The sequence below is a fragment of the Corynebacterium sp. HMSC29G08 genome (assembly GCF_001806875.1).
Taxonomy (GTDB): domain Bacteria; phylum Actinomycetota; class Actinomycetes; order Mycobacteriales; family Mycobacteriaceae; genus Corynebacterium.
In genome coordinates this window covers 1-23,087 of record NZ_KV786225.1, presented here as the reverse complement: position 1 = coordinate 23,087, position 23,087 = coordinate 1, and the positions used below count along the sequence as shown (strand labels likewise).

Below are 23,087 nucleotides of genomic sequence, written 5' to 3'. Positions count from 1 at the left end.
GTAGTCTCGTGGCTATGAATCACCCGCAGATCACCGTTGTTGGCTCCATTAACGCGGACTTGACGGTTAACGTCGCGCGTCACCCGAACCCGGGCGAAACCCTCCTCGGCTCAGGCGGTGGCGTGACTGCCGGTGGCAAGGGCGCAAACCAGGCCGTGGCTGCGGCTCGCCTCGGCGCACGCGTGGCACTCGTCGGCGCGGTCGGTACGGACGCGAACGCCCAGCCCGCGACTGCCCTGCTTCGCCAGGCCAACGTGGACCTCACCCACGTCGAAACCATCACCAACAACGTCACCGGCCTTGCCGTGATCACCGTCTCGGAGGACGGGGAGAACACGATTATCGTGGTGCCGGGGGCGAATGCTGGGGTGGATGCTGCGGGCGTGGAGAAGCATAGGGCCCCTGTGGAGGCTGCTGAGCTGGTGCTGTTGCAAGGCGAGATCCCCGCGGACGGGTTTGCGCGTGCCGTGGAGCTGGCGCGCGGACGTGTGGCGGTAAACCTGGCGCCGGTTGTGGACGTGCCGCGCGAGGCCCTGCTGAAGGCGGACCCGCTGATGGCCAACGAACACGAGGCCGGCTTGATCCTGGAGCAACTGGGCCTCAGTGGTGACGGCGAACCCGAGGAGCTTGCGAAACGCCTGGTGGGGGCTGGTTTCCCCTCCGTCGTACTGACCTTGGGTGCGCAAGGCGCGCTGGTTGCGGACGCCCAGGGGCTGCGCCCCGTGCCCACCCCAGCAGTCAACGCGGTCGACACTGTTGGCGCAGGCGACGCCTTTGCGGGCGCGCTGTGCTACCGGCTTGTAGAGGGCGACTGTCTGGATGACGCCGCCGCCTTTGCCGCACGCGTTGGCGCGTTTGCCGTGACCAAGCCCGGCGCGCAACCGTCCTACCCCACGCAGGCGGACGAGCTGCCTACCTGTTGACGTAGAGCATCAGCGACGCATCCAGCACGTGCTCTTCCACCCGCTCAAACTGGGCAGCAAGGGTGTCAAATTCCTGGAGTTCGCTGGCGCTTAACTGCACTTGCTCGCGGGGAACCGGTGTCTGCATGCGCTCATTGTATCGCGTTACCATTGCGGCATGGTTTTAGTCAGACACCTCCCCCACCCGACTGGTGACCTGCTGTTTTCCTCCTGCGTTGGCGCGGCCCATGGCGGCATGCCTGTGGTTGCTCCGTGGTTTGCCACCACATTGGGTACGCAGATGCATGGTTGGGCGGAATCTCTGCCGTGGCATGACGGGGTGCTTTCGCACGAAGGCTTGCGCCTCACATTTACCGTCGAGGACCTCACGTTTAGATTGTCGTGCCGCAACGAGTCTGACACTGTGCGCCGCGTGCAGCTTGCGCTGCACCCGTATTGGGCGGTGGACACGGAAAGCGCCGCCGTGCGCGGTGTGGATGGTGCGCAGTATTTCGACAAAGCGGACGGCCAGCTCAAGCGTTTTCGCGGCGATGTCACCTTCGGTCAGGAAGTTGATTACGTCTTTGCTACCACCTCGGAGCTTTTGCTTGCCGACGCTTGCCGCACCCTCACCCTCACCCCCACCGGCACCGATCACGCGGTGGTGTGGAACCCCGGCCCGGTGGAATGCGCGAACGCCCCAGGGCTTGGTGATGAAGAGTGGCGGCAATTTGTCTGCGTCGAACCCGCGTTGCTGGGCCCCGAGCGCGACGGCGTTGACCTACGTCCTGGCCAGAACGTAGAAATCGGCCTTAGGGTGCAGGTATGAGTTTTCACCTGATTGCTCGGCCCCGCAACGGTTGGCTGGCGTTGGCGGAGCTGGCGCTTTTGGTCGCTTTGTTTGTGGGCGTGCAATTTCTGATCGTGCTGGCTGCCGGGCTGATCAGCCCGGAGCTGTTCATTGAGTTTGCTAACGCGGACGCCGCTGGGCCAAACGACGTATTCATCATCGCGCTTTCCATCGTCGCGCCGTTTGTGGCGGCGTGGATGGCGCAGCGCAATCCGGCTGGGCTGGTGTCGGTGGCCAACCGGGTGCGGTGGCGCTACGTCGGTGTGGCCGCGGCGGTGGCGGTGCCGGTATACGGGGTGCTTCTGCTTATCGACGGCTTATCCGGCGGGTGGACCGTGACAACCTCAACGCTTGTCTTAGTTGTTGCGATGGTTCTGGTGGTGCCTGTCCAGGCGGCAACCGAAGAGTTTGTGTTTCGCGCCGCCATCCCCCAGATTGTGGGCAACTGGCTGCGCCCCGCGTGGGTTGCCTACGGGGCGGGTGTGCTGCCCTTTGTGTTTTTGCACATTTATAACGTCATCGGGCTTGTAGACATCTTCGTCTTCGCTCTCTGCGCCGCGTACCTGACGTGGCGTTCCAACGGCATCGAGCAAGCCGTGGTGTTGCACGCCGCAAGTAACACGTTTGTGTTCATCACCCAGGCGCTTCGCCCCGACCTTGTGGTGTCTACTGACATATCGTGGGGCGAAACCGTACTCAGCGCCGGGTTGACGGTGGGTGTTACGGCTGGCATCGCGTTGCTCAGCCGCGCAAAGCTACGTGCCGCCTCGGCGCCAGTTGCGGCGCCGAAACTGGCGCCGCAACTGGCGCTAGTCCAGCATGGTGAATAGGCCCTTGGCTACTTCGGCGCCGTGGGCCCAGATGCCGTCGTGAAGCCATTCGTCGTGAATCCACAGCTTCAGGTTGCCCACCTTCTCGGCCGATGTGATCGATAGCTCAAACGGCAGGTACACGTCCTGGGGGTACAAAATCGCCGCCACCGGCACGGTGTTGCCTGAAACATCCACGGACTGCGCTGCCAGATCATCCATGCGGTGCACCTCATCGACTGCTTCGTAGAACGGCTGCAGCGCTGGGTCCTCCTTGAAGTGCGTGGTGAAAAACTGGTTGCCCAAAAACGTCAGGTCCGCGAACTCCTCACGGTAGATGCGCTCGCCAGACCAGTTGATCGCGTGTCCGGGACGTGCCATCACGCTCTCATGAATCACGGCCCACAGCGGCATCGTTTCTAGTGAGATGATGCTGCCGAGCTGCCCGAGGAAATCCCCACGCAGCCGCTTCTGCCCCTTATAGGTGGTAAACGGGGACTCAAACAGGTTGGCAAGAGCTGCGAAATCGCCCTCCTCACCAATCAGCACACCCGAGGTGCGCATGCGTGTGGAGGACAACCGCTCCCCCGTCGGCATAAACTCCTCATGCGTATCCACGTGACGGGCGATGTCCTCAACGCGCTGCTGCATCCACGGCACGGCGCTAAAAAGCTTGTGTTGGCGCTCCCGCAACAACCGGAACTCGGCGCGGTGGAACGCGTCCACATCCATCTCCGGCTCCGGTACGCAACCCGCCAAATGGGCGCGGCGCACCCCGTGCGGGTAATACGCCAGGTAGGCACCGGCGCACGCCGCACCGAAGGAATTGCCCAACAGGTCCCACTGCTCAATGCCAAGGTGGATGCGAAGCGCCTCCGCATCCGCCGCGACATCCGGCGGACGAAGATGCGACAACAAGTGCGCATTAATGCGCTCCGGCGTGGTTTTGTCGACTTTGGTGGACAGGCCGGTGCCGCGTTCGTCGATAAGCAAAATGCGATACCGCTGCAACGCCTCCGGGATCCACCCCATCACCGTGCGCGGGCCGGGCTTGCCGGGGCCACCCTGGAAATAGATCAGGTACGGCAGCGACGCGTCCCTAAACAACTCACGCGCAAACACCGTGATCTCACCCGCGGAAGGATTCGCGCGGTCAATGGGGACGGTGATGGTGTGTTCACGCTGCTGCACGCCAGGAAAATAAACAGTTGAGCTCATAGGTATCCTCCCAGGTATGCAATTGCACTCGTCGAATGATGTCGGGCACGACTTCTACGTGCCGGAAGACTTTAAGGCCTCGATCCTACCCGAGTGGCGCCTGGCGGTTTTCTCCATCATCATGCCCATCCCGCGCGCGGCTGGGCTGGCGACATTCGGCGAACCGTTTGACTTCGCCACCGCCGAAGGCTGGCGCTACGGCAGAGACAAGGGCGTGCGCACCGTGGAAAACCCGCAGTGGGATCACAATCTCGGCGTGTTCCGTAAGCCGAAGCCCCGCCACGGCTACTACGGCGACCCCATCGTCGAAGGCGGACGGCCCTTCTACAACGATGCGCGCACACGCTTTGTGGACCCGCTGGACAAGGCCACGGGTGCGGCGTCGGTGGATGTGGACGTGGAGTTTGCATCCAACTGGAGCCATGCGGAACGCAAAGAAGTGCTGTGGCATAAGGACGCGATAGAACTTGCCAAACAGCGCGCCGAGCAGCGCGACGCACCCGCGAAAGTGCGCGAAGTGACAATTGCGGATACCGGGTGGGACCCCACGATCAGCGCTCACCACTTCGTATTCCCGCCGGTGCGCAACGAGACGTTCTACGAGCTGGTTAATTACGACGAGCAGCGTCCCTGGGAAGATCAAATCCGCGGCGAGCGAAACAGCCACGGTACCGCCACGCTGCGGCTGCTGTCCGCTGAGGTCATGCAGTTCCATGACTTGAACCTGACCGATGTGGCACCTGATGAGCCCCAGCCGGCGCACGTGTTCAGTGACTTTCTGATCCTGAACGTGGCCGCGGAGAACATCTCGAATGCAACGCTTGGGTTTTTGTCGGCCACGCTGCACACACCGCGCAACTCCTCGCAGTTCTACGAGCATGACAACTTCTACGAGGAAAGCCCGCCGCAGCTCTACGCCCTGACCAAGTTCACCAACCTGGCTGTGGCGCGTATTGATACGGCGCTGGGCAGGGACCGTTCGATGCGCATCGGCTCCGACGGCAACCTGGTGGCCACCGCCGCGCCGGTGGGGATGCAGGAGGAAACGTTTACACTGCCGGCGTCCCAACGCGTGGTGTTTGCCATCCCGAACCCGGCGCGCCCCGACACGGTAAAAAAGACGCTTGGTGAGGGCAACAACGGGTCTGTCCCCGACGACATCGAAGCACCCCTTGCGCTGCGAGACGACGCCGAAAGCACCTGGGCCTGGCACGAACAATGGGCCTGGCAGATCCTCACCGGTGCGGACTCATACCCGGAATCCGTGCCCGCCCAAACGCCTGCTGCGTTACGACGCTTCCTGGCAGCCAAACTCTCCTCCTGGACCGTGTTTACCTCCGACAACGGGATAGGCATGGTGCGCACCAAGTCCGCAAGCCGCGAGGGAATGCGCTATTGGTCCATGGCGGGGTCACGCTTTGTGGATTTGGTGATGCTGCAGATGCGCGCCCAAGCGGGTGAAGCGCACCTGCGCAAATCGTTGAAGATTGTCGGCGAGAAAAGCGCGGCGAACAACGGCACCGCGGAAAAAGACATGCACCAACGGGAGCTACGCGCGGACTTAGAGCGCCTGGAGAAGCTGCAGCTGGATCACATCGAGATCCGCGACAAACTCTGGTTCCGCTCCGTGCCGGGGCGTGACATTGACACCCGCGTGCTCAAAGGGCTGCAGGAGGCCACCAATTTTGACCAGTTACGTGATGATTTCGACTCCAAGGTCAAGTCACGTCAAAACGTCATCCGCACCCAGTTTGAGCAGCTTTCGAGTGCGATTGCAGACGAAGAGTCCAAGCGCGCCGAAGCCATGAACCTGGTGCTTGGCTTTGTCGCCGCGGCCATTGGTGCGCCGGACTGGGCGCAGGCCGCCGGCTGGACTGGCCCGTGGGGCAACCTGGGCATGGCGGCGATTATCTTCGTGCTGATGTTCGCCGTGGTGTGGGTGGTGCAGCGCCTCTTTGCGTGGAAGCGCGGCGGCGCGCGTTAGGCGCTACTCCTCGTCGGTGGACAGCGCTGCCACGAATGCTTCCTGCGGCACCGTCACAGACCCGATGGACTTCATGCGCTTCTTACCGGCCTTCTGCTTCTCCAGCAGCTTGCGCTTGCGCGAGATGTCGCCGCCGTAGCACTTCGACAGCACGTCTTTACGCAGGGCGCGGATGTTTTCGCGCGCGATGATCTTGGAGCCAATCGCAGCCTGCACAGGCACTTCGAACTGCTGGCGCGGGATGAGCTCTTTGAGCTTCTTGGTCATCTTATTGCCGTACCACTGGGCGGAGTCCTTGTGCACGATGGCGCTGAACGCGTCCACCGGCTCGCCCTGCAGTAGGATGTCTACCTTCACTAGGTCGCCCAGCTGCTCGCCGGCTTCCTCGTAGTTCAGGGAGGCATACCCCTTGGTGCGGGACTTCAACATGTCGAAGAAGTCGAAGATGATCTCACCCAGCGGCATGATGTAGCGCAGCTCTACGCGGTCCTCGGAGAGGTATTCCATGTTCTTCATTTGGCCACGCTTGGACTGGCACAGTTCCATCGTGGTGCCCACGAACTCCTGGGGCACGATGATGGTCATGTTCACGATCGGCTCGTAGACCTCGTCGATCTTGCCGCCGGGCCAGTCCGAGGGGTTGTGGACAACCTGCTCGGTGCCGTCCTCACGGATCACGCGGTACGTCACCGACGGTGCGGTGGAGATCAGGTCCAGGTCAAACTCGCGCTCCAGGCGGTCGCGGGTGATCTCCATGTGGAGCAGGCCCAGGAAGCCACAGCGGAAACCGAAGCCCAGGGCGACGGAGGTTTCGGGTTCCCAGGTCAGCGAGGCGTCGTTAAGCTGGAGCTTCTCCAAAGATTCGCGCAGCGCCGGGAAGTCTTCCTGGCTGACCGGAAACAGGCCGGAGTACACCATCGGCATGACTTCCTCGAAGCCTTCAAGCGGCTCTGATGCACCCTTGGACGCCCATGTAACGGTGTCACCCACGCGTGTCTCACGCACGTCTTTCACACCCGTGATGAGGTAGCCCACCTCGCCGGGACCGAGGCCCTTCGTTTTCTTCATGGTTGGCGACACCACGCCGATTTCCAGGATTTCCAGATTGGTGCCGGTGTTCATCATCTGCACCTGCTGGTTGGGCAGCAGTTTGCCGTCCATCATGCGCACGTAGGTGACTACGCCGCGGTAGGTGTCGTAGACCGAGTCGAAGATCAGGGCACGAGCCGGCGCGTCAGCACCCAGCTCCTCGCCGCCTGCGCTTCGTGACGACGGCGGCGGGACCAGCTCCACCACCTTATCCAGAAGCTCCGGCACGCCCTCACCGGTCTTGCCGGAAACGCGCAGCACCTCATCGGTTTCGCAGCCGATAATGTTGGCGATCTCCAGCGCGTATTTCTCCGGGTCCGCTGCCGGCAGGTCAATCTTGTTCAGCACCGGGATGATCTCAAGATCATTGTCCATAGCCATGTACAGGTTGGCTAGGGTTTGGGCTTCGATGCCCTGCGCGGCGTCCACAAGCAAGATAGCTCCCTCGCACGCATCGAGCGAGCGGGAAACCTCATAGGAAAAGTCCACGTGACCAGGGGTGTCAATCATCTGCAGCACGAACTGCTCACCATCGGCGGTAGTCCAAGGCAGACGAACGTTCTGCGCCTTAATGGTGATGCCGCGCTCACGCTCAATGTCCATGTTGTCCAGGTACTGATCACGCATCTCACGCGCATCCACCACGTTGGACAGCTGCAAAATGCGGTCCGCCAACGTGGATTTACCGTGGTCAATGTGAGCAATGATGCAGAAGTTGCGGATTTTGGACGGGTCAGTAAACGTCTCTTCCGCATAATTCTTCTTCAAGGCAGCCATAACCCCAGGATTCTACCGGGGCACACGCAAATGAGAAACACCGGTGAAAACTGCTTGTGTGTACCTGCCAAAGAACCTAGAGTTGCCTTCAAGAAAGGAGGCGGCCATGCGCAGGTTGTTGAAACGCAAACGCGCAGGCTCGCTTGACCGTGGCTTGGCACTGCTCAATGAGCGTCTGGCCAGCCCCGCCGTTCGCCGCGGCAAGGACTTGGCGGCGCGCGTACAGGTGAAATCCACGGCGAAAATCCCCCGCAACATCTACTACGCGCCCGACATGGACGGCAGCGCCGAACCCGGCGAGGTGGTGTGGCTAACCGTGCCGTCACAACCTCCGAGTGAGCGCTCCATGCTGGTTGTGGGCCGCGACCGCCACGACGTGCTGGGGCTTTTGATCTCGCCTGAGAAGGACCATGCGCAAGACTCGCGCTGGCTGGGCATCGGCTGCGGCAGCTGGGATAGCTCAGGCGAGCCGTGCTGGGTGCGCCTGGATAAGACGCTGTGCGTGCCGGAAAGTGACGTGCATCGTCGCGGCGCAACACTGCCCGCGCTGCGCTTCGAGCGGGTGGCTAACCGGCTGCGCGACCACTTTGACTGGGGATAGCATTTGGTAACCGCCTGGGTGTGCTGCTATTTTTGAGTGGTTGCCCAAAACAGGGCGAATGTGTGTAACGCGGGCAGGACCTTGGGTCCGCGTTTTCGACATCATCGATACCACTAGCAAGAGGTGCAAACATGGCTAACATCAAGCAGCAGCAGAAGCGCGTGCTGACCAACGAGAAGCGTCGCGTTCGTAACAAGTCCATCCGCTCCGCCACCCGTACGGAGATCCGCAAGTTCCGCGAGGCCGTGGCCTCCGGCGACAAGGCTGCTGCTGAGGCACAGCTGCGCGTGGCTTCCCGCAAGCTGGACAAGGCTGTGACCAAGGGCGTGTTCCACCGCAACAGCGCTGCGAACAAGAAGTCCAACATGGCTCGCGCCTTCAACAAGATGGAAGGCTAAACCCTTCCCGCTTGTTTTACGCCCCCGTGGTCTTTTCTTAACCGCAGGGGCGTTTTGCTTTGCGACGCCACCCGCGCCCGCCCAATCAGGCAAGCCCAGTTAGGCAAGCTCAGCGATACGGCGTACGGCGTCTTCGATGGCAAACTCCGGGTCTCCGCCTTGGCCTTTTACGGTGGCGTCCAAGTCCGCGACGATGATCACCGCTTCAGAGATCGCGTCCCCGCTCCACTGCCGTGCGGTTTGCATGGCGCGTTTGACACCGTAGGGCGGCATACCTAGTTCGCGTGCGAGCTGCTCAGGGTTGCCGCGGATGCCGTAGAGCTTGGCGATGTCGCCAACCTTGTAGGCGAGTGCTGCCGCGATGGAAACGGGGCTGGTGCCCAGTTGCAGGGCACGCCTGGTGGATGCCAGCGCGCGGTCGGCGCGCCCGGCCAAGGCTTGTTCGGCGATGTCAAAGCCGGCGACTTCCGCAACACCCGTGTAGTACTCGCGTACTGCGGCGACGGTGATCTCACCCTCGGTGTCGGCGACCAGTTGGCTCACAGCACTGGCAAGTTCACGAAGGTCAGAGCCGACAGACTCTAACAGTGCGGCAACAACATCTGGGGTGGGGCGCACGCCGTGGCGTTTGAATTCGGTGGTGAGCCAGCTTTGACGGTCCCGGTCACGCAAGGGGGCCACACTATGCACCTGGGCGAGCTTGGCCAGCTTAGAGGCGTACGCTTTCTGGCGCCCACCGCCGGTGTGCTGCACGATTATGGTCACCCCGGGGGCCACGTCCACGCAGGCGCGCAGGAGTGCCTCGACGGGTTCTTTGCCGGCGAGTTCGGTTTTCTCCACCACTAGCACGCGGTCCTCGGCAAATAGGGAGGGGCTGGTGGCCTGGGCGAGTTCGCTTGCGGTGACGTCGGATCCGCGCAGGGTGGTCACTTCCGCCTGCGGACCGGCGTCCGCGATGATCTCCTTGGTGGCGCGCTGGGCGAGGAACTCGTCTTCGCCTAAAACCAGGTGCACGGGGTTTTGCATGCGCTCCATTCTAGGGTGCGTGGTTACTGGGAGCGTGAGGCGTCCGTACGCAAGGTAACTGGGCCGTCCCGGTTGGGAAACACAACGGGGATGCCGTGGGCGGTTTTGGTGCCGCGCGTGGTGGGCGGTCCACTCTCCAACACCACAACGAGCTGCGTGCCGGGCGGGACGGGTTCCACATCCGCGCGTGTGTCCACCACGTGGGCAACAAGCTGGCTTTGGTCCACCACGGGTGCACGCGGGGGTTCAAGGTTGCTCACGCACAGCGCGACTGCGGCCAGCGCCACCGTCACCCGCGGCCTCCCCGATAGAAAGCCGTAGATGATCCAGCCGTACCCCACAATCGCGGTCAATGGGCCGATGGCGGCGGTGGCAAAGGGCAGTCCGGATCCCACCATCGCCACCTTGTTCACCCACCACGTAAACGGCTGAACAACGAAAAGCAGCGGCACCTCCAACCCGCCGGGCAGCAAGGCAAGCACGGCGGCACACAGACCAAGGATGGTCACCGGGGCCGTGGCGGGCGCGACTAAAGTGTTGGCAAGCGTGGACACCAACGACACTTTCCCGGCCATGATAGAGACGATCGGCATGGTCACCACATCTGCCGCGATAGCCACGGACAGCGCGCGGACCACAATGTCTGGCCAGCGGGTAAACGCAAGCGCGCGGTACAGCAAGGGCGACAGCGCCACGATGCCGGCGGTTGCGGCCACGGACAAGGCGAACCCGTAATGCACCGCCAAATCCGTGTCCACCAACACCAGGCCGATCACCGCAAGGCACAGCACGTGCATGGGTTCTGCGCGCGTGGAGGTCAACACCGCCACCATGCCCACCAGTCCGGTGACGGAGGCACGAAGCACGCTCGGCTCCGGGCCCACAAGGGCCGCGAACACCAATAGCGCGGCACCCGCGGCGACCAAACGCCAATGCAGCGAAAGGCCCAACAGCGTGGTTAGTACGATCGCCGCGGTGGTCACAATGGCCACGTTGCTGCCGGAGACCGCAGACAAGTGCGACAGCCCAGTATCTATGTAGGCCTGCTGCTCGAGTGGGGATTGCAAGGAGGTATCTCCAAGCACCATCCCCGGGATCAACCCCTGGGAGCTCGACCCCACCGTATGCAGAACCGATGCGGCGAACGTTTCGCGTACGTGCTGCGCGAACGCCGCAAACCCGCTGGGGGCTTCCACTACTTCAAGCGTGCCGTTGAACACGTACGGGTTGACCCCAACAAGCGTGCTCTCCCCCACCGTGCCGTGGGCGGCAACCACCGTCCCGGCAACCACGCCCTCGGGCATGTCGCGCGAAAACACCGCCAGCGTCGAGGGATGCTCGGGCACCACAACGCGCGTCAGCCACGTGTCGCTTGCCAAAAGCCTCGGTTGCCCGGAGACAGTCGCCACCACGGTGTCGCCGAAACTCCAGGCGTTTGCGACGCGGCGGCGGACCAACGCCACAACCAGAGACGCCATACCCAACCCACCAACCAACACCGCCTGCCCAATTTCGCGCCCCATCACACACGCCATCACCAACGCCACCACCACGCACGCGGCCGCAATCGGCCCCTGCCACAGGCACACCAGCGCCGCCAGCCACACAGCCCCCGCCGCGGGTATAAGCCGAAGCTCACTCACAACGTGATCTGCCCTTCCAACGCCGCAAATTTCGCCGGCCCAATGCCCTTGACCTCAATCAATGCCTCAGGCGTGGCAAAGGGCCCGTTGGCCTCCCGGTGCGCCACAATCGCGTTGGCAGTCGCCGGCCCCACCCCGTCCAGACTGGTCAGCTGCTCAGCCGTCGCGGTATTAATCGAGATCAGGCCTCCCGCCTCCACCCCGGAAACCATGGGCGGCTGATCCGGGGTGGAGGGTTGGACGAGGATCTGTTGGGCGTCGACAAGCAGCTGCGCCTGATTGAGCACCAGAAGATCCGCACTCTCCTTAGGCACGGCAGCCGCCAGCGCATCGGCCACACGCGCGCCGGGGGCAAGGGTGACCAGCCCGGGGTGTTCAACCTCCCCCACCACAGAGACCACAATCTCGGCAGGCTCCGGCGGGGTTTCCCAGGGAGGCTCAGGTGCGGGTGGGCGGGTAAAAGCCCAGGCGCCGACGAGCCCCATGCTTATCGACGCCACCGCCACCGCCTGGCCCCGCCCCACCGCAAACCTGGGCGCAGGGTACTCCACGGCAAGTGCATCTTCCTCACCCGTTGGGCGGGTGAGCTCTTTAATCCTGTCTTTGATGTTCATACCCGGCAGCGTAAACACGCCGCGTCAAAGGCAACAGGGTACGCAAACCGGGCTGTGGATAACCCGTGAAGTTATCCACAGAAAACGCTGCTTATTGAAAATGCAGGTGCTGTTATCGGTAACGAACCTGGTCTACGAATACGCCAAAGGCGTCCGAGACCTGATTGTCCCACTGCGAAGGCAGCAAATAATAACGCCCATGATTACCCCCGTTATGGTCCGCCGAACCCTGCAGCGTCTGCACTGACAAATCACACACACCATCCAACGGCAGACAGTAATTCACACGGTTATGGGTGCCAGCTGCGGAACGGGTATTAAACGGCAACCAGCCCAACATGCCACCCGCGCCCCCGTTTGCCACACCAACCGTAGCCGGATCCCCCGCAGCCGTCGTGGGGTTACCAAAATACACCGACCCCGCCAACTGGCCCCGGCGCGCCAGGGAACGCTCATGCTCAAGCAGCACCATCGCGCCCTGTGAAAAACCACTCAAAATATAGGACGGCCGGCAGCCGGTCGCCGCCTCATAATCATGAATCTGCCGCATGACACCGGACCGTCCCGTCTGCACCGAGGCAGTGAACTCATCCGCCGCACCCCGCGCCATGCGCAACACCGGCACCGCGTACTCAAGACCAATCAGCAACGCCTGCATGACCGTAGCTGGGGTAGGCACCGTGGGCACCGAGTACTGCGGGTACGCCGCCGGATAGTAGTGCGGCTCTAGCCCGAGGACCTCGACGTCTTTCATCAACGAGACACCGTTATGGGTAGCGCGGTAGCGGTTTTCCGCATGCCGTAAAAACGCCCGGATGGTTTCACCCTCCCAACCGTTTGACACCCAGGGAGCCTCGGAAGAATAGCTCGTGCGGTAGATCTGGCTGTTTTGCCCAGACCCACGGGCGGCAATCACCGCCACAGCCGGACAGCGGTGCTGGGCGTTAGCCGGGGCCAACGGGACAAGCAACGTAACACTCAGAGCAGCAACTAGCGTGGCAACAACAACACGCGCACGGGAGGAAAAAGACAACACGCGCCATATCATAAGCCATTAGCGCTTAAAATGCCCTACGCGAACACCACCGAAAGGCCAACCGCACCCTTGCCTGTGTGGGTGGCTAACACGTCCACCATCGGCTCTACAAGCACCTGGGAATGCTGCGGCAGGACTTCTTCAAGCATGAGCGCAAACTGCTCGGCGGCGTCGGCACAATCCGCGTGTTGGACGGCGGCGAAGACGGGTTCGCCGTCGGCGCGCTCCAAAACGAGCTCTGCAAGACGCGCAAACGCTTTGGTCTGGGTGCGGGTTTTCGCTGCGAGCTCAAACTTGCCGTCGTGCATCCGCAGGATCGGTTTGGTGGCAAGCAGCGTCGCTGACAGCGCGGTGCCGGTGGACAGACGCCCGGACTTGCGCAGGCCTTCCACCTGCTGCAGGTACAGCCAGGTCTCGGCGCGCTTGAGGGTGTTTACGGCCATCTCCTCGCACTGCTCAAGCGTGCCGCCCTCACGCGCAACCGTGGCCGCCGCCATCGCTGCTGCGCCGATGGCCATGCCGACGGTATCGGTATCCACCACGCGAACCGTGCCCGAGAATACACCCGAGGCCGTCACCGCCGCAGACCAGGTTGAGGACATGGTCTTGGTCAGGTGTAGTGCCACCACGCCTTCGTCCCCACCGCGCTCCAGCTGGCGGGCGTAGCACGCGGTCAGCTCAAGCGCGGTCAGCCCCGAGGTGGAGCTTTCGCCCTCGGCGTCTTCCATCACGTGCATCTCTACAACCGTGATGCCTAGCTCTTCAGCGATCTCGGCAGGCAGGCCGGCGGCAGAATCGACGACTACACGCACCGTCATAAAGCATCCGGCCCCTGGTTCCAGGCCTCCAGATACCACTGCACCTCACCGGGATCTTGTGCCCCGTAGCGCGGCATGGCCACCAACTGGGAGGTATGCGTATTACCCAACCCCTTCAGCAGCGGGTACTGCTGCTCAGCAAAGCCCAGCAGGCTGGAAGTCAGAGCGGAAATCGTGCCGCCGTGCGCCACCAGCAGCACCGCAGCGTCATCCCAGTCGGTGTAGGAATCCATCAGCTCATCAACAACCGGACGCGCACGCTTCGCCACATCCAAACGGCTCTCGCCCTCCGGCGGTGCCCAAGCAGCGTTATTGCGCCAGTGCGCGCGGATCGTGGCGTCCGCACCGTCAACCTCCGCATGCGTTTTGCCTTGCCATTGGCCGAGGTAGGTTTCGCGCAACCGGGCGTCCTCAGTAAAGACAAGCCCCAGCTCCCGCGCCACAATCTCCGCAGTCCGGCGGGCGCGCGACAGATCCGAGCTGACAATCTTGCCAATGCCAAACCCACGCAGTCCCTCGGCAGCGCGAAGCGCCTGCTCCTCACCCAGCACGGACAGGGTGGTGTCCAGATGGCCCTGCATCCGCCGGGTGGCGTTGTAGTCAGTCTGCCCGTGGCGCAGCAGAATCAGTCGACGTTTCACTAGTACTCGTCAGCGTCCGGGCCTTCGCCGGCCAGCGGCAGGTCCTCCAGGGTTGCCGCCTCGCGCACCCCGGCGTCATCCGCGAACACACCTGGGCGCTGGTACGGCTCAAGACCCTCAACCGCGATCACCGGGCAGTCCGAATACAGGCGATCAAGGCCGTAAAACTCACGCTCCGCCTCACGCTGCACGTGCACCACGAAGTTGCCGTAATCCAAAAGCACCCAGCGGAATTCACGGTTTCCTTCACGACGCTTCGGCTCCAACCCAGCCGCCGTCAACTCGGTCTCCACTTCCTCCACTATGGACGCCACCTGACGCTCCGTCTCAGCGGAAACAACCACGAAAATGTCCGTAATGGCCATGACGTTCGACACATCAATCACGGCAATGTTGGCGCCCAGTTTTTCATCGGCGGCACGCGCCGCGATGGAGGCTTGTTCAATCGAAATTTGCGCAGCAGTCAAAAATACGTTCCTTCACGGTTTCTATGAGCCGACGGTTAATAGCCCCTATTGTGCCACCTGCGGGCGATACAGCCCATGCTTAGCTATATATTGCACCACCCCGTCCGGCACCAGGTACCACACCGGACGCCCCTGCGACGCGCGCTCGCGGCAGTCCGTCGATGAAATCGCCATCGCGGGGATGTCGATAAGATGCACACGTTCCTGGATATCCGCCGGAAGCATATCCTCCGTCAACTCATAGCCAGGACGCGTCACGCCAACAAATTCTGCGAGCTGAAACATCTTGTCCCAGTCATGCCACGACATGATCGAGCTCAACGCATCCGCACCCGTGATGAAGTAGAACTGGGCATCCGGGTACACCTCACGCAGATCCCGCAAGGTGTCAATGGTGTACGTCGGGCCGGCACGGTCAATGTCCACACGCGAGACGGTGAAGCGTGGGTTGGATGCGGTGGCAATCACCGTCATCAAGTAGCGGTCCTCCGCTGGCGAAATCTGTCTGCCCGCTTTCTGCCACGGCTGGCCCGTAGGCACAAAGACCACCTCGTCCAGCGCGAAACGATGCGCCGCTTCGCTTGCCGCGACGAGGTGGCCATGGTGGATCGGGTCAAACGTCCCGCCCATCACCCCAATACGCATGAGGCTAGAAGAAACGGATGGAGAAATCCTCCACGAACAAGCTGAGGATGCCGATACCAACCACAGCCAAGGTGCCCAGCACCGCTACAGCAATCGTCCAGGCAGGCACCTGGCTAGAGCCATCCTTACTGCTTGCCGACGCTCCGTCCTTACTACTCGCCGCATCCCCCTCCTTCGAAGACGCAGCACCGGAGGAACCAAGCACACCCCAAGCCGTGTCAAAAGCCTTGGCGGAACCATCCGAAGGTTTTACCTCCAGCTTGCGGCAGTTCTCACGGATGATGTTGCCCTTTTCATCCTTACGCTCATCACACACCTCGCGGGTGTAGCCCAACGCATCAGATGGCCTGTCCTTGTTGGTTTGCCCCACAGGCTTGGTGGCGGTGGTAGTTGCGGTGTCTTGGGCAACGGCGGTGCCAGTGCCAGCTGTGACAGCAACAGCGGTGGCCAGGGAAACAATCACGCGTGCGGTTTTCATATCACGGGATTCTATACCACGTGCGCTCTACGAACCACTGCGGCCGTGTTTATGGTCGTGTTTGTCCCGTCCCCTCCAAAATCCACTTCGTGGTGGTCAGCTCCGGCAGCGCCATCGGCCCACGCGCGTGCAACTTCTGGGTAGAGATGCCGATCTCCGCCCCCATGCCGTACTGCTCCCCATCCGTAAAGGCGGTCGAAGCGTTTAAAACGACGGCGGCGGAATCGACGTGGTCGGCGAAACGTCGTAAAGCAAAAGCCCCTTGGGACGCAATGGCATCCGTGTGGCCGCTGGACCACTTGGCAATATGCGCAATCGCACCATCCACGCCGTCAACCTCCGCATACGCGATGTCCATGCTGAGGTACTCCTCTGCCCAATCCGCATCGGTGGCAGGGACAAAGCCCTTGGACACATCGCCGTGGATGGTCACCCCCGCGTCCCGCAGAGCGCTAATAATGCGCTGCTTCGCTTCCTCCGGCAACGCGGCATCCACCAGCACGGTTTCGGTGGCGTTGCACACGCTCACACGCCGGGTCTTGCCGTTGAGCAGCATGGCAATGGCGCAATCTAGCTCCGTATCACGATCAATGTAGAAGTGACAATTGCCCGTACCGGTCTCAATGGTGGGAACAGTTGCGCCGGTAACCACGGCCTCTATAAGCCGCGCGCCGCCGCGGGGAATCACCACGTCAACCAGCCCGCGGGCGGTGATCAGGTCCTGGACCGAATCGTGGGTCTCACACGGCAAAAGCTGCACCGCCTCGCGCGGCAAGCCATTCGCGGCCAAGGTGTCCTGGAGAATCTCCACCAGCATCGCGTTAGAGTGGCGCGCGGTCTTCGAACCGCGAAGCAGCGCCGCGTTGCCTGACTTTAAGGCAAGGCCAAACGCATCAACGGTGACGTTCGGGCGCGCCTCATAAACCATGCCCATCACACCCAGCGGCACGCGGACCTGCTTCATCTGAATGCCGTTATCCATAACGTGGCCGCGCAGCACCTCCCCCACCGGGTCCTTTAAGCCTGCAACCTGGCGCAGGCCACCCGCAATCCCTTCAATGCGTCCCTGGTCCAAGGCGAGGCGGTCCAAGAGTGATTCCTCCATCCCGTGGGCGCGGCCCTCATCCAGGTCACGCTGGTTCGCCGCTAGAATCTCATCCGCCCGTGCAAGCAGCGCATCAGCCGCGGCGTGCAAAACCTGGTTTTTTGACGGCGTCGGCAAAGTCGCAAGCGTAGGGGCTACCTCTTTGGCCCGGCGCGCCTTGTCCAAGACCTCGGCGCGTTCGGCTTCGCGTGTGGTGTTTCGCTCAGTCATGCGGCAAGCTTAGCCGAGCCACGCTGCGCATAGCTCGCGTTTACACCAAACCGATCCAGTTCCAATACGTCGCAGACAGCAGCAACACAAGCAGGTAACCCACAATGGTCAGCGGGATGCCGGTGCGCAGGAACTGCTTCGGCGTAAACGCGCCCGTGCCGTAGGCCAGCATGTTCTGCGGCGCGGACACCGGCAACAGGAAGCCAAAGCAGATGACAAACTGCTGGATAATCACAAACCCAAGGCCACCGTTGGGCGCATCCAACGTTGCCGCCAGCGCAATAAACACCGGGATCAGGGCGGACGCCAACGACGTTGCAGAGGCAAAGCCCAAATGGATGATGATGTTGAACAGGCTGACAATCGCAATCGTTGCCAGAAGCGGCATGCCAGCTAGACCCATCGCGCCAAACGTGGCCTGGGAAAGCCACGCTGCCGCACCGGTGTTGAGCAAAAAGCTGCCCAGCGAAATACCCGCGGCGAAGACCACTAGGGTGCCCCAATTGATCTTCTCCTGCGCGTACTTCCACGACATCACCCCAATGCCCGGGGTGAGCATGATGCCAACGGCAACGATGGTGATCACCGCGGAGCTAATCGGGTGCAGCACGTCTTCGGTGGCCCAAAACAGCAGCAAGACCATCGCGATTGTGGTCAGCCGCTTCTCCGCCCCGGTCATCGCACCCATTTCAGCGATTTGTTTCTCCACGAGCTCTTTTCCGCCCGTGATGGAATCAGTTTCTGGCTTAATCGCCCACCGCATGATGAAGTACAGCGCAATAGACATCAACACGGACCACGGTGCGGCCCACAACAACCATTGACCCCAGGAGACTGTCTGCCCCATCTGGTCTTCAATAAAGCCGATGGCAACAAGGTTCTGGGCGGCGGCGGTTTTAATACCAACGTTCCAGATGGACACCGCCTGCGTTGCGGTAATCACCAGCAGCGCGCCAAGCTTCGAGTTTGTGGGCAAGCCGAAAGCTGCGACCATGCCAATCAGAATTGGCACCACCGCGCCGGCACGCGCGGTGGCAGACGGCACGAAAAACGCCAACACAATCGAGATGACAATCGCGCCAATGACAATGTTGGCAACCTTCTCGCCCGAGACCTTCAAAATATAAAGCGCGAGGCGGCGGTGCAGCCCTGTGGCCTGCATCGCCGTCGCCAACGCAAGGGCCGCAGCAACCAAGGCGACCGCGGAGGAGGAAAAACCGGACATCGCGGTTGCAAGCGCTGCCCTTGACCCAACCATCTGCCCCGGAGCGTCCGGGTCGGGCGCAAACGTGAGCATGATGGAGATCAGCCCGATGATCATCACCGCGCTGACCGGGTAAGACACCGCCTCTGACACCCACATAATCACGGCGAAGGCCAGCATGGCTAGCGCTATCTGGCCGGTTGCATCCAGCCCCGGGATTGGGATGAGCAGCACCCCAACAAGTGCGACAAAAGCCAGCACAAACCCAACGTTTTGTACTGTGGTGCGTTCCTTCGGTGGTTTCGCCGTTGCGGCCTTATCAGTGACTGTTGTAGTCACGGGATCCTCCTCCAGATCTAGTTATGCCGGTCGCTTCTTATTCACCCTCCACGTTAGTAGCCGGCCTCAACGTCAACCTCGGTGGACATTTTCTCGCCTGCCGCGAACAGGTCCCAGTTCTTGCCGGCAAGGGGTCCGATACGCCCCGTCATGAAGCGGGGGATGTTCGCCGTGTGCGGGGTGATCACGCAGTTGTCCAGGCCCCACAGCGGGTGGTCCGCCGGCAGCGGCTCAGGCTCGGTCACATCCAGGCCGGCGCCACGAAGCGTGCCTTCCTGAAGCGCTTGCGTGAGCGCCTCAGTATCAATCAGCGGGCCACGCCCAACGTTGATCACCACAGCATGATTCGGCATTGTCGCAATGGTCTCAGCGTTGACCATGTGACGGGTAGCCTCCGTCAGCGGGGCGAGCAGGACAAAGTAGTCGTGGCCAGCCCACACCTCATCAGAAAGCGTGACCGTCTGATCAGCGCCCTCTACCTCACGGCCAGAGCGATTGACCGCAGTAATACTCATCCCGAACGGCTCCAGGAAACGGATCAAGGTTTTACCAATGCCGCCGGCACCGATGATGGCCAGCTTTCTGTCCTCAAACAGGTACTGCTTCTCCGCGAAAATCTGCGTGTTGTTCCACGCATTGCTCACCGCCTTGATGCGGTGCTCCACCGCCAGCAGCAGCGCCAACGTGGACTCTGCAACCGTGTCGTCATACAGGCCACCCGCGTTGGCAAAACGCACACCGTTTGCCGCGTGCTTGGCAAAAACGTCTTGCAGGTTTTCCACACCCGCGTAAAGAATCTGCACTACCTTGACGCCTTCCGGCAGCGCATCCGGGAAATCCTCCGGGCCACCGCCGAAGAGCACCATGTCCGGGTTGTCTTCGAGCGCCACATGGGTGTGGCCTGCGGCCTCCATGTCTGCAATCGGCTGTTCTTTCGGCTTCGGCAAATAGGTGAACTTCATGCCCGCCCACAGTAGCGGTTACAGACGCGAGGCGTAGTTGCTCAAGTAGTCGGCATGCACCACAGGCCGGCGCAAGTGCTCCGGCAGCTCGTGCGTATGCCTGCCCAGCATGGTGGCAAGCTCGACCGCGTCATAGGCAACCTCGCCACGACCAACCACGGCGGAATCCGGGCCCAGGATCTCCACAATGTCCCCTGCGTGGAACTCACCTTCAATGCCGGTAATGCCCACAGCCAAAAGGCTGGTGCCGCCGCCGGTGACCGCATCGACCGCGCCGGCGTCCAAGCGCAGCACGCCCTCCGCATCGGCGGCATACAGCGCCCAAAACTTCCAGGCGGACAACTTGCGACCCGGGCGAGTGTGGAACACCGTGCCTACCTCAGCAGACCCAAGCGCCTCGGTGATCTTCTCCGTGGACGTCAAGAGCACCGGCACACCGCCACGTGCCGCCAGGCGTGCGGCTGAGACTTTCGCGGCCATGCCGCCGGTGCCAAACACGCCACCGTCGCCGGCCTTCACGGCCTCTAGGTCCTTGCCTGTGCGCACCTCATCCACAAGACGCGCACGCGGATCGGAAGGGTTCATGTCATAGAGCCCATCCACGTCAGACAACAGCACCAGCGCATCCGCGCTGATCAACGTTGCCACGATCGCCGAAAGCCTGTCGTTGTCGCCGAAGCGCATCTCAGAGGTAGCAACCGTGTCGTTCTCATTGACAATCGGCACCGCCCCCATCTGCCGCAAACGGTCAATCGTGCGCTGCGCGTTACGGGCACGCTCACGCGAACCCGCGTCCGATTGCGTCAGCAGCACCTGACCAATCGTGCGGCCGTAGCGGGCAAACGAGGCACCCCACACCTGCGCCAAGTGAATCTGGCCAACAGAGGCAGCCGCCTGCTTCGTCGCCAAATCCCTTGGACGCACCTTCAACCCAAGCGGCGCCATACCAGCGGCGATAGCACCCGAAGACACCACAATCACATCGGTGCCGCGGGCGATGCGCTGCTCAATCGCATCCACAATCAGGTCGATTTTGCCTGCGTCGAGGTTTCCGTAATCGTCGACAAGCGAAGAAGTGCCCAGCTTGACCACAATGCGCCGCGCGGACGCAATCTGCTCCCGAAGTTCTAACACCCCTACCCCTGCCAACGCTCGCGCTCAGCGGACTCATCAGAGCCGTAATCAAACTCATCAATCAAGCCACGGCGGGCCTGGGAGGCACGCTTACGCTCCGCAGCAGACGCACGATCCGTACCACCCAAACGCGCATCCTGGCCACGGCCAGCAAGCGTCGGATCGCCGCCGCGCGAAGGCTCCCAATCAAAGGAGACCTCACCAATCGTGACCACATCGCCCTCACGAGCACCGATCTTACGCAGCGCGTCTTCCACACCCGCCTTCTCCAAACGGTCAGACAGGTAGCCCACGGCCTCATCGTTTTCAAAGTCCGTCTGGCGGATCCAACGCTCCGCCTTCTCACCGGTGACAATCCAGCCCTCCGGGTACAGCGGGTCGCGCTCCACCTTGATGCCGCTATCGCGCGTGTGCTTCGCCTCATTCGGGCGAATCACAATAGGCTCCGCAGGCTTAGCAACCTTCGGGCGAGCCTTCCGAGACTGCTGCACAACCTCCCACATCGCCCACTTGAGCTCATCCAAGCCCTCGCGCGTTGCAGTAGAAATCAAAAACACCGGCCAGCCGAAGCGCTGCTCAATATCCTCACGCAAAAACTCCGCAAGCTCACGCGCCTCCGGCACGTCAATCTTGTTCAGCACCACCAGGCGGGGACGTTCACGCAGGTCACCTAAGCCGGAATCCATGTCGAGTGCCTCGGCGTACGCATCCAACTCCGCCTCAAGGGCTTCAATGTCAGAGAGGGGATCACGACCCGGCTCCATCGTCGCGGTATCCACAATGTGCGCAAGCACCGCGGTGCGCTCAATGTGACGCAAGAAATCCAGCCCTAGGCCCTTGCCTTCGCTAGCACCCGGGATCAGCCCCGGCACGTCCGCAATAGTAAACGTGTCATGGCCAGCATTGACCACACCTAGGTTCGGGGCAAGCGTAGTAAACGGGTAATCCGCAATCTTCGGCTTGGCTGCAGACAGCACCGAGATCAGCGAGGACTTCCCCGCCGACGGGAAGCCAACCAAGCCCACATCGGCCATGGATTTCAGCTCCAGGATCAGGTCGTGCGCCTCACCCGGCTCGCCCTTGAGCGCAAACCCCGGCGCCTTCCGCTTCGCCGTTGCCAACGCCGCGTTACCAAGGCCACCGTAGCCGCCCTCAGCAGCCACAAAACGGGTACCCGGCACCGTTAGGTCCGCCAGGATCTCACCGTCAGCGCTTCGCACCACCGTGCCAACCGGCACTTCAAGCACCAGGTCCTCACCGCGCGCGCCGTTGCGGTGGTCACCTTCGCCGTTGTTGCCGCGCTGCGCCTTCACGTGTGGGCGGAACTGGAAGTCCAACAGGGTGTGCACCTGCGGCGACACCTCAAAAACAATGTCGCCGCCGTGGCCGCCGTTGCCCCCGTCGGGCCCACCCAGCGGCTTGAACTTTTCACGGTGCACAGACACACACCCGTGCCCGCCGTCGCCCGCTTGCAGGTGCAGCACGGCCCTATCAACAAATTGCGCCATGGGCACAAGCCTACTTGCTCAAGGTTTTCAGGTCTTCGGCGGTAATTGTCATGCGCTCTTCTGTCGTCGCCTGCGACGAGTTGCCGCCGTGGGTGTGCATGAGGCTCACCACCAGGTACGCCGATGGGCTTCTTGCTTATCGACGCCCACCGCACCCACCACCTCCACACCACACCACCTCACCTGCGCCCTGGCTCACCTGCGCCCCAGCTCGGCCCCCGAATATTTTTACCTCAACATCGTGCAGCAACGTGAGGTTGTGGCCCGTTGTGGGAGCGCAGCAGGCACTGAACGCGCCCTGTAGCCCATTCGGGGCCAGCGCAATCTCCAGATCAACGGAAGGGGCTACAACACGAGGCAACTTCGCAGTTAGCGCTGCAGAACAATTCAGACTCTCTTCATACCGAAAGCGTCGCGGACGGGTTGCAGGCAAACAGTTTTGGGTAATCCGGTCCCGTATCTCCGCCTGGATGGGGATGAACACCCGTGTGCCGTGCTGCAGGACGTGTGCCGTGCTGCAGGGTATGCCATGTCGCCGTGAAGCCTTGAATCATCAGCGTGTATGTGAATTCCATGTGAGTATGTGTGGCGTTGTTATCTTCTGCTTTAGGGTTTACTAATATTTCCTT

General features: G+C 61.9%; 24 protein-coding genes. 6 read left to right on the top strand and 18 right to left on the bottom strand.

Annotated features, from left to right (window positions below):
* Positions 1 to 14 precede the first annotated feature (14 nt).
* On the top strand, positions 15 to 923 hold the full coding sequence (locus HMPREF3101_RS03555) for a ribokinase (RefSeq protein ID WP_070462626.1): 909 nt from the start codon (positions 15 to 17) through the stop codon (positions 921 to 923).
* Here the strand turns inward: HMPREF3101_RS03555 and HMPREF3101_RS12060 are convergent.
* On the bottom strand, positions 913 to 1,050 hold the full coding sequence (locus tag HMPREF3101_RS12060; protein ID WP_168160149.1) for a hypothetical protein: 138 nt from the start codon (positions 1,048 to 1,050) through the stop codon (positions 913 to 915). The genes HMPREF3101_RS03555 and HMPREF3101_RS12060 overlap by 11 nt on opposite strands.
* Positions 1,051 to 1,080: 30 nt before the next feature.
* Here HMPREF3101_RS12060 and HMPREF3101_RS03550 point away from each other — a divergent pair, with 30 nt between their 5' ends.
* Positions 1,081 to 1,731 (top strand): aldose epimerase family protein, encoded by a 651-nt coding sequence (locus tag HMPREF3101_RS03550; RefSeq protein WP_070462625.1) that lies wholly within the window; start codon positions 1,081 to 1,083, stop codon positions 1,729 to 1,731.
* Positions 1,728 to 2,582 (top strand): CPBP family intramembrane glutamic endopeptidase, encoded by an 855-nt coding sequence (locus HMPREF3101_RS03545; RefSeq protein ID WP_070462623.1) that lies wholly within the window; start codon positions 1,728 to 1,730, stop codon positions 2,580 to 2,582. The genes HMPREF3101_RS03550 and HMPREF3101_RS03545 overlap by 4 nt, the downstream gene beginning before the upstream one ends.
* Here the strand turns inward: HMPREF3101_RS03545 and HMPREF3101_RS03540 are convergent.
* Entirely contained in the window at positions 2,562 to 3,779 is a 1,218-nt protein-coding gene (locus HMPREF3101_RS03540) for an alpha/beta fold hydrolase (RefSeq protein WP_070462621.1), read from the bottom strand. The two genes, HMPREF3101_RS03545 and HMPREF3101_RS03540, sit on opposite strands and share 21 nt — an antisense overlap.
* 16 nt (positions 3,780 to 3,795) lie before the next feature.
* On the opposite strand from HMPREF3101_RS03540, the gene HMPREF3101_RS03535 reads away from it, so the two are divergent.
* Entirely contained in the window at positions 3,796 to 5,763 is a 1,968-nt protein-coding gene (locus HMPREF3101_RS03535; RefSeq protein WP_070462619.1) for a hypothetical protein, read from the top strand.
* Positions 5,764 to 5,766: 3 nt separating this feature from the next.
* Here HMPREF3101_RS03535 and lepA read toward each other — a convergent pair whose 3' ends face one another.
* Entirely contained in the window at positions 5,767 to 7,629 is a 1,863-nt protein-coding gene (gene lepA / locus HMPREF3101_RS03530) for a translation elongation factor 4 (RefSeq protein ID WP_070462617.1), read from the bottom strand.
* 106 nt (positions 7,630 to 7,735) lie between these two features.
* Between lepA and HMPREF3101_RS03525 the strand changes: the two genes are divergently transcribed.
* Both HMPREF3101_RS03525 and rpsT read left to right on the top strand, forming a co-directional pair.
* On the top strand, positions 7,736 to 8,230 hold the full coding sequence (locus HMPREF3101_RS03525) for a type II toxin-antitoxin system PemK/MazF family toxin (RefSeq protein ID WP_070462616.1): 495 nt from the start codon (positions 7,736 to 7,738) through the stop codon (positions 8,228 to 8,230).
* A 131-nt stretch (positions 8,231 to 8,361) separates the two neighbouring features.
* On the top strand, positions 8,362 to 8,628 hold the full coding sequence (gene rpsT / locus HMPREF3101_RS03520; protein ID WP_052203319.1) for a 30S ribosomal protein S20: 267 nt from the start codon (positions 8,362 to 8,364) through the stop codon (positions 8,626 to 8,628).
* Between the two features lie 99 nt (positions 8,629 to 8,727).
* Here rpsT and holA read toward each other — a convergent pair whose 3' ends face one another.
* The 15 genes from holA to HMPREF3101_RS12270 form a co-directional block, all read right to left on the bottom strand.
* On the bottom strand, positions 8,728 to 9,663 hold the full coding sequence (holA, locus tag HMPREF3101_RS03515) for a DNA polymerase III subunit delta (protein WP_070462615.1): 936 nt from the start codon (positions 9,661 to 9,663) through the stop codon (positions 8,728 to 8,730).
* Between the two features lie 14 nt (positions 9,664 to 9,677).
* The gene (locus HMPREF3101_RS03510; protein WP_070462614.1) at positions 9,678 to 11,297 is read right to left on the bottom strand and encodes a ComEC/Rec2 family competence protein; all 1,620 of its coding nucleotides are present in this window, start codon (positions 11,295 to 11,297) and stop codon (positions 9,678 to 9,680) included.
* Entirely contained in the window at positions 11,294 to 11,911 is a 618-nt protein-coding gene (locus HMPREF3101_RS03505; protein ID WP_070462700.1) for a ComEA family DNA-binding protein, read from the bottom strand. The genes HMPREF3101_RS03510 and HMPREF3101_RS03505 overlap by 4 nt, the downstream gene beginning before the upstream one ends.
* Positions 11,912 to 12,023: 112 nt before the next feature.
* The gene (locus HMPREF3101_RS03500; protein WP_246816635.1) at positions 12,024 to 12,947 is read right to left on the bottom strand and encodes a hypothetical protein; all 924 of its coding nucleotides are present in this window, start codon (positions 12,945 to 12,947) and stop codon (positions 12,024 to 12,026) included.
* Positions 12,948 to 12,982: 35 nt separating this feature from the next.
* Complete coding sequence (locus HMPREF3101_RS03495) at positions 12,983 to 13,765, bottom strand: DegV family protein (RefSeq protein WP_070462611.1); 783 nt, start codon at positions 13,763 to 13,765, stop codon at positions 12,983 to 12,985.
* On the bottom strand, positions 13,762 to 14,406 hold the full coding sequence (locus HMPREF3101_RS03490) for a histidine phosphatase family protein (RefSeq protein ID WP_083280065.1): 645 nt from the start codon (positions 14,404 to 14,406) through the stop codon (positions 13,762 to 13,764). The genes HMPREF3101_RS03495 and HMPREF3101_RS03490 overlap by 4 nt, the downstream gene beginning before the upstream one ends.
* Positions 14,406 to 14,873, bottom strand: coding sequence for a ribosome silencing factor (gene rsfS / locus HMPREF3101_RS03485; RefSeq protein WP_070462610.1), 468 nt, complete (start codon positions 14,871 to 14,873; stop codon positions 14,406 to 14,408). The genes HMPREF3101_RS03490 and rsfS overlap by 1 nt, the downstream gene beginning before the upstream one ends.
* A 45-nt stretch (positions 14,874 to 14,918) precedes the next feature.
* Positions 14,919 to 15,518 carry a nicotinate-nucleotide adenylyltransferase gene (nadD, locus tag HMPREF3101_RS03480; protein WP_070462608.1) on the bottom strand — a complete coding sequence of 200 codons (600 nt, stop codon included), beginning with the start codon at positions 15,516 to 15,518 and terminating at the stop codon, positions 14,919 to 14,921.
* Positions 15,519 to 15,522: 4 nt separating this feature from the next.
* Positions 15,523 to 15,996: a hypothetical protein gene (locus HMPREF3101_RS03475; protein WP_070462606.1), complete on the bottom strand. Its 474-nt coding sequence runs from the start codon at positions 15,994 to 15,996 to the stop codon at positions 15,523 to 15,525.
* Positions 15,997 to 16,045: 49 nt separating this feature from the next.
* Positions 16,046 to 17,311: a glutamate-5-semialdehyde dehydrogenase gene (locus tag HMPREF3101_RS03470; protein ID WP_070462604.1), complete on the bottom strand. Its 1,266-nt coding sequence runs from the start codon at positions 17,309 to 17,311 to the stop codon at positions 16,046 to 16,048.
* 40 nt (positions 17,312 to 17,351) lie between these two features.
* Complete coding sequence (locus tag HMPREF3101_RS03465) at positions 17,352 to 18,854, bottom strand: SLC13 family permease (protein WP_070462602.1); 1,503 nt, start codon at positions 18,852 to 18,854, stop codon at positions 17,352 to 17,354.
* Positions 18,855 to 18,907: 53 nt separating this feature from the next.
* The gene (locus tag HMPREF3101_RS03460) at positions 18,908 to 19,816 is read right to left on the bottom strand and encodes a D-isomer specific 2-hydroxyacid dehydrogenase family protein (RefSeq protein WP_070462600.1); all 909 of its coding nucleotides are present in this window, start codon (positions 19,814 to 19,816) and stop codon (positions 18,908 to 18,910) included.
* An 18-nt stretch (positions 19,817 to 19,834) separates the two neighbouring features.
* Entirely contained in the window at positions 19,835 to 20,950 is a 1,116-nt protein-coding gene (proB, locus tag HMPREF3101_RS03455) for a glutamate 5-kinase (RefSeq protein WP_246816634.1), read from the bottom strand.
* Between the two features lie 2 nt (positions 20,951 to 20,952).
* Positions 20,953 to 22,458 (bottom strand): GTPase ObgE, encoded by a 1,506-nt coding sequence (gene obgE / locus HMPREF3101_RS03450; RefSeq protein ID WP_070462597.1) that lies wholly within the window; start codon positions 22,456 to 22,458, stop codon positions 20,953 to 20,955.
* Between the two features lie 398 nt (positions 22,459 to 22,856).
* On the bottom strand, positions 22,857 to 23,087 hold a 231-nt coding region (locus tag HMPREF3101_RS12270), incomplete at its 5' end, for a hypothetical protein (RefSeq protein ID WP_210386163.1).

Coding starts and splice junctions, on each gene's coding strand:
- HMPREF3101_RS03525 (WP_070462616.1), top strand. CDS start 7,736: ATGCGCAGGTTGTTGAAACGCAAACGCGCAGGCTCGCTTGACCGTGGC.
- HMPREF3101_RS03475 (WP_070462606.1), bottom strand. CDS start 15,996: ATGAAAACCGCACGCGTGATTGTTTCCCTGGCCACCGCTGTTGCTGTC.
- HMPREF3101_RS03460 (WP_070462600.1), bottom strand. CDS start 19,816: ATGAAGTTCACCTATTTGCCGAAGCCGAAAGAACAGCCGATTGCAGAC.
- HMPREF3101_RS03505 (WP_070462700.1), bottom strand. CDS start 11,911: ATGAACATCAAAGACAGGATTAAAGAGCTCACCCGCCCAACGGGTGAG.
- lepA (WP_070462617.1), bottom strand. CDS start 7,629: ATGGCTGCCTTGAAGAAGAATTATGCGGAAGAGACGTTTACTGACCCG.
- HMPREF3101_RS03550 (WP_070462625.1), top strand. CDS start 1,081: ATGGTTTTAGTCAGACACCTCCCCCACCCGACTGGTGACCTGCTGTTT.
- HMPREF3101_RS03540 (WP_070462621.1), bottom strand. CDS start 3,779: ATGAGCTCAACTGTTTATTTTCCTGGCGTGCAGCAGCGTGAACACACC.
- HMPREF3101_RS12060 (WP_168160149.1), bottom strand. CDS start 1,050: ATGCAGACACCGGTTCCCCGCGAGCAAGTGCAGTTAAGCGCCAGCGAA.
- nadD (WP_070462608.1), bottom strand. CDS start 15,518: ATGCGTATTGGGGTGATGGGCGGGACGTTTGACCCGATCCACCATGGC.
- HMPREF3101_RS03495 (WP_070462611.1), bottom strand. CDS start 13,765: ATGACGGTGCGTGTAGTCGTCGATTCTGCCGCCGGCCTGCCTGCCGAG.
- HMPREF3101_RS03470 (WP_070462604.1), bottom strand. CDS start 17,311: ATGACTGAGCGAAACACCACACGCGAAGCCGAACGCGCCGAGGTCTTG.
- holA (WP_070462615.1), bottom strand. CDS start 9,663: ATGGAGCGCATGCAAAACCCCGTGCACCTGGTTTTAGGCGAAGACGAG.
- rpsT (WP_052203319.1), top strand. CDS start 8,362: ATGGCTAACATCAAGCAGCAGCAGAAGCGCGTGCTGACCAACGAGAAG.
- HMPREF3101_RS03545 (WP_070462623.1), top strand. CDS start 1,728: ATGAGTTTTCACCTGATTGCTCGGCCCCGCAACGGTTGGCTGGCGTTG.
- HMPREF3101_RS03555 (WP_070462626.1), top strand. CDS start 15: ATGAATCACCCGCAGATCACCGTTGTTGGCTCCATTAACGCGGACTTG.
- obgE (WP_070462597.1), bottom strand. CDS start 22,458: ATGGCGCAATTTGTTGATAGGGCCGTGCTGCACCTGCAAGCGGGCGAC.
- HMPREF3101_RS03535 (WP_070462619.1), top strand. CDS start 3,796: ATGCAATTGCACTCGTCGAATGATGTCGGGCACGACTTCTACGTGCCG.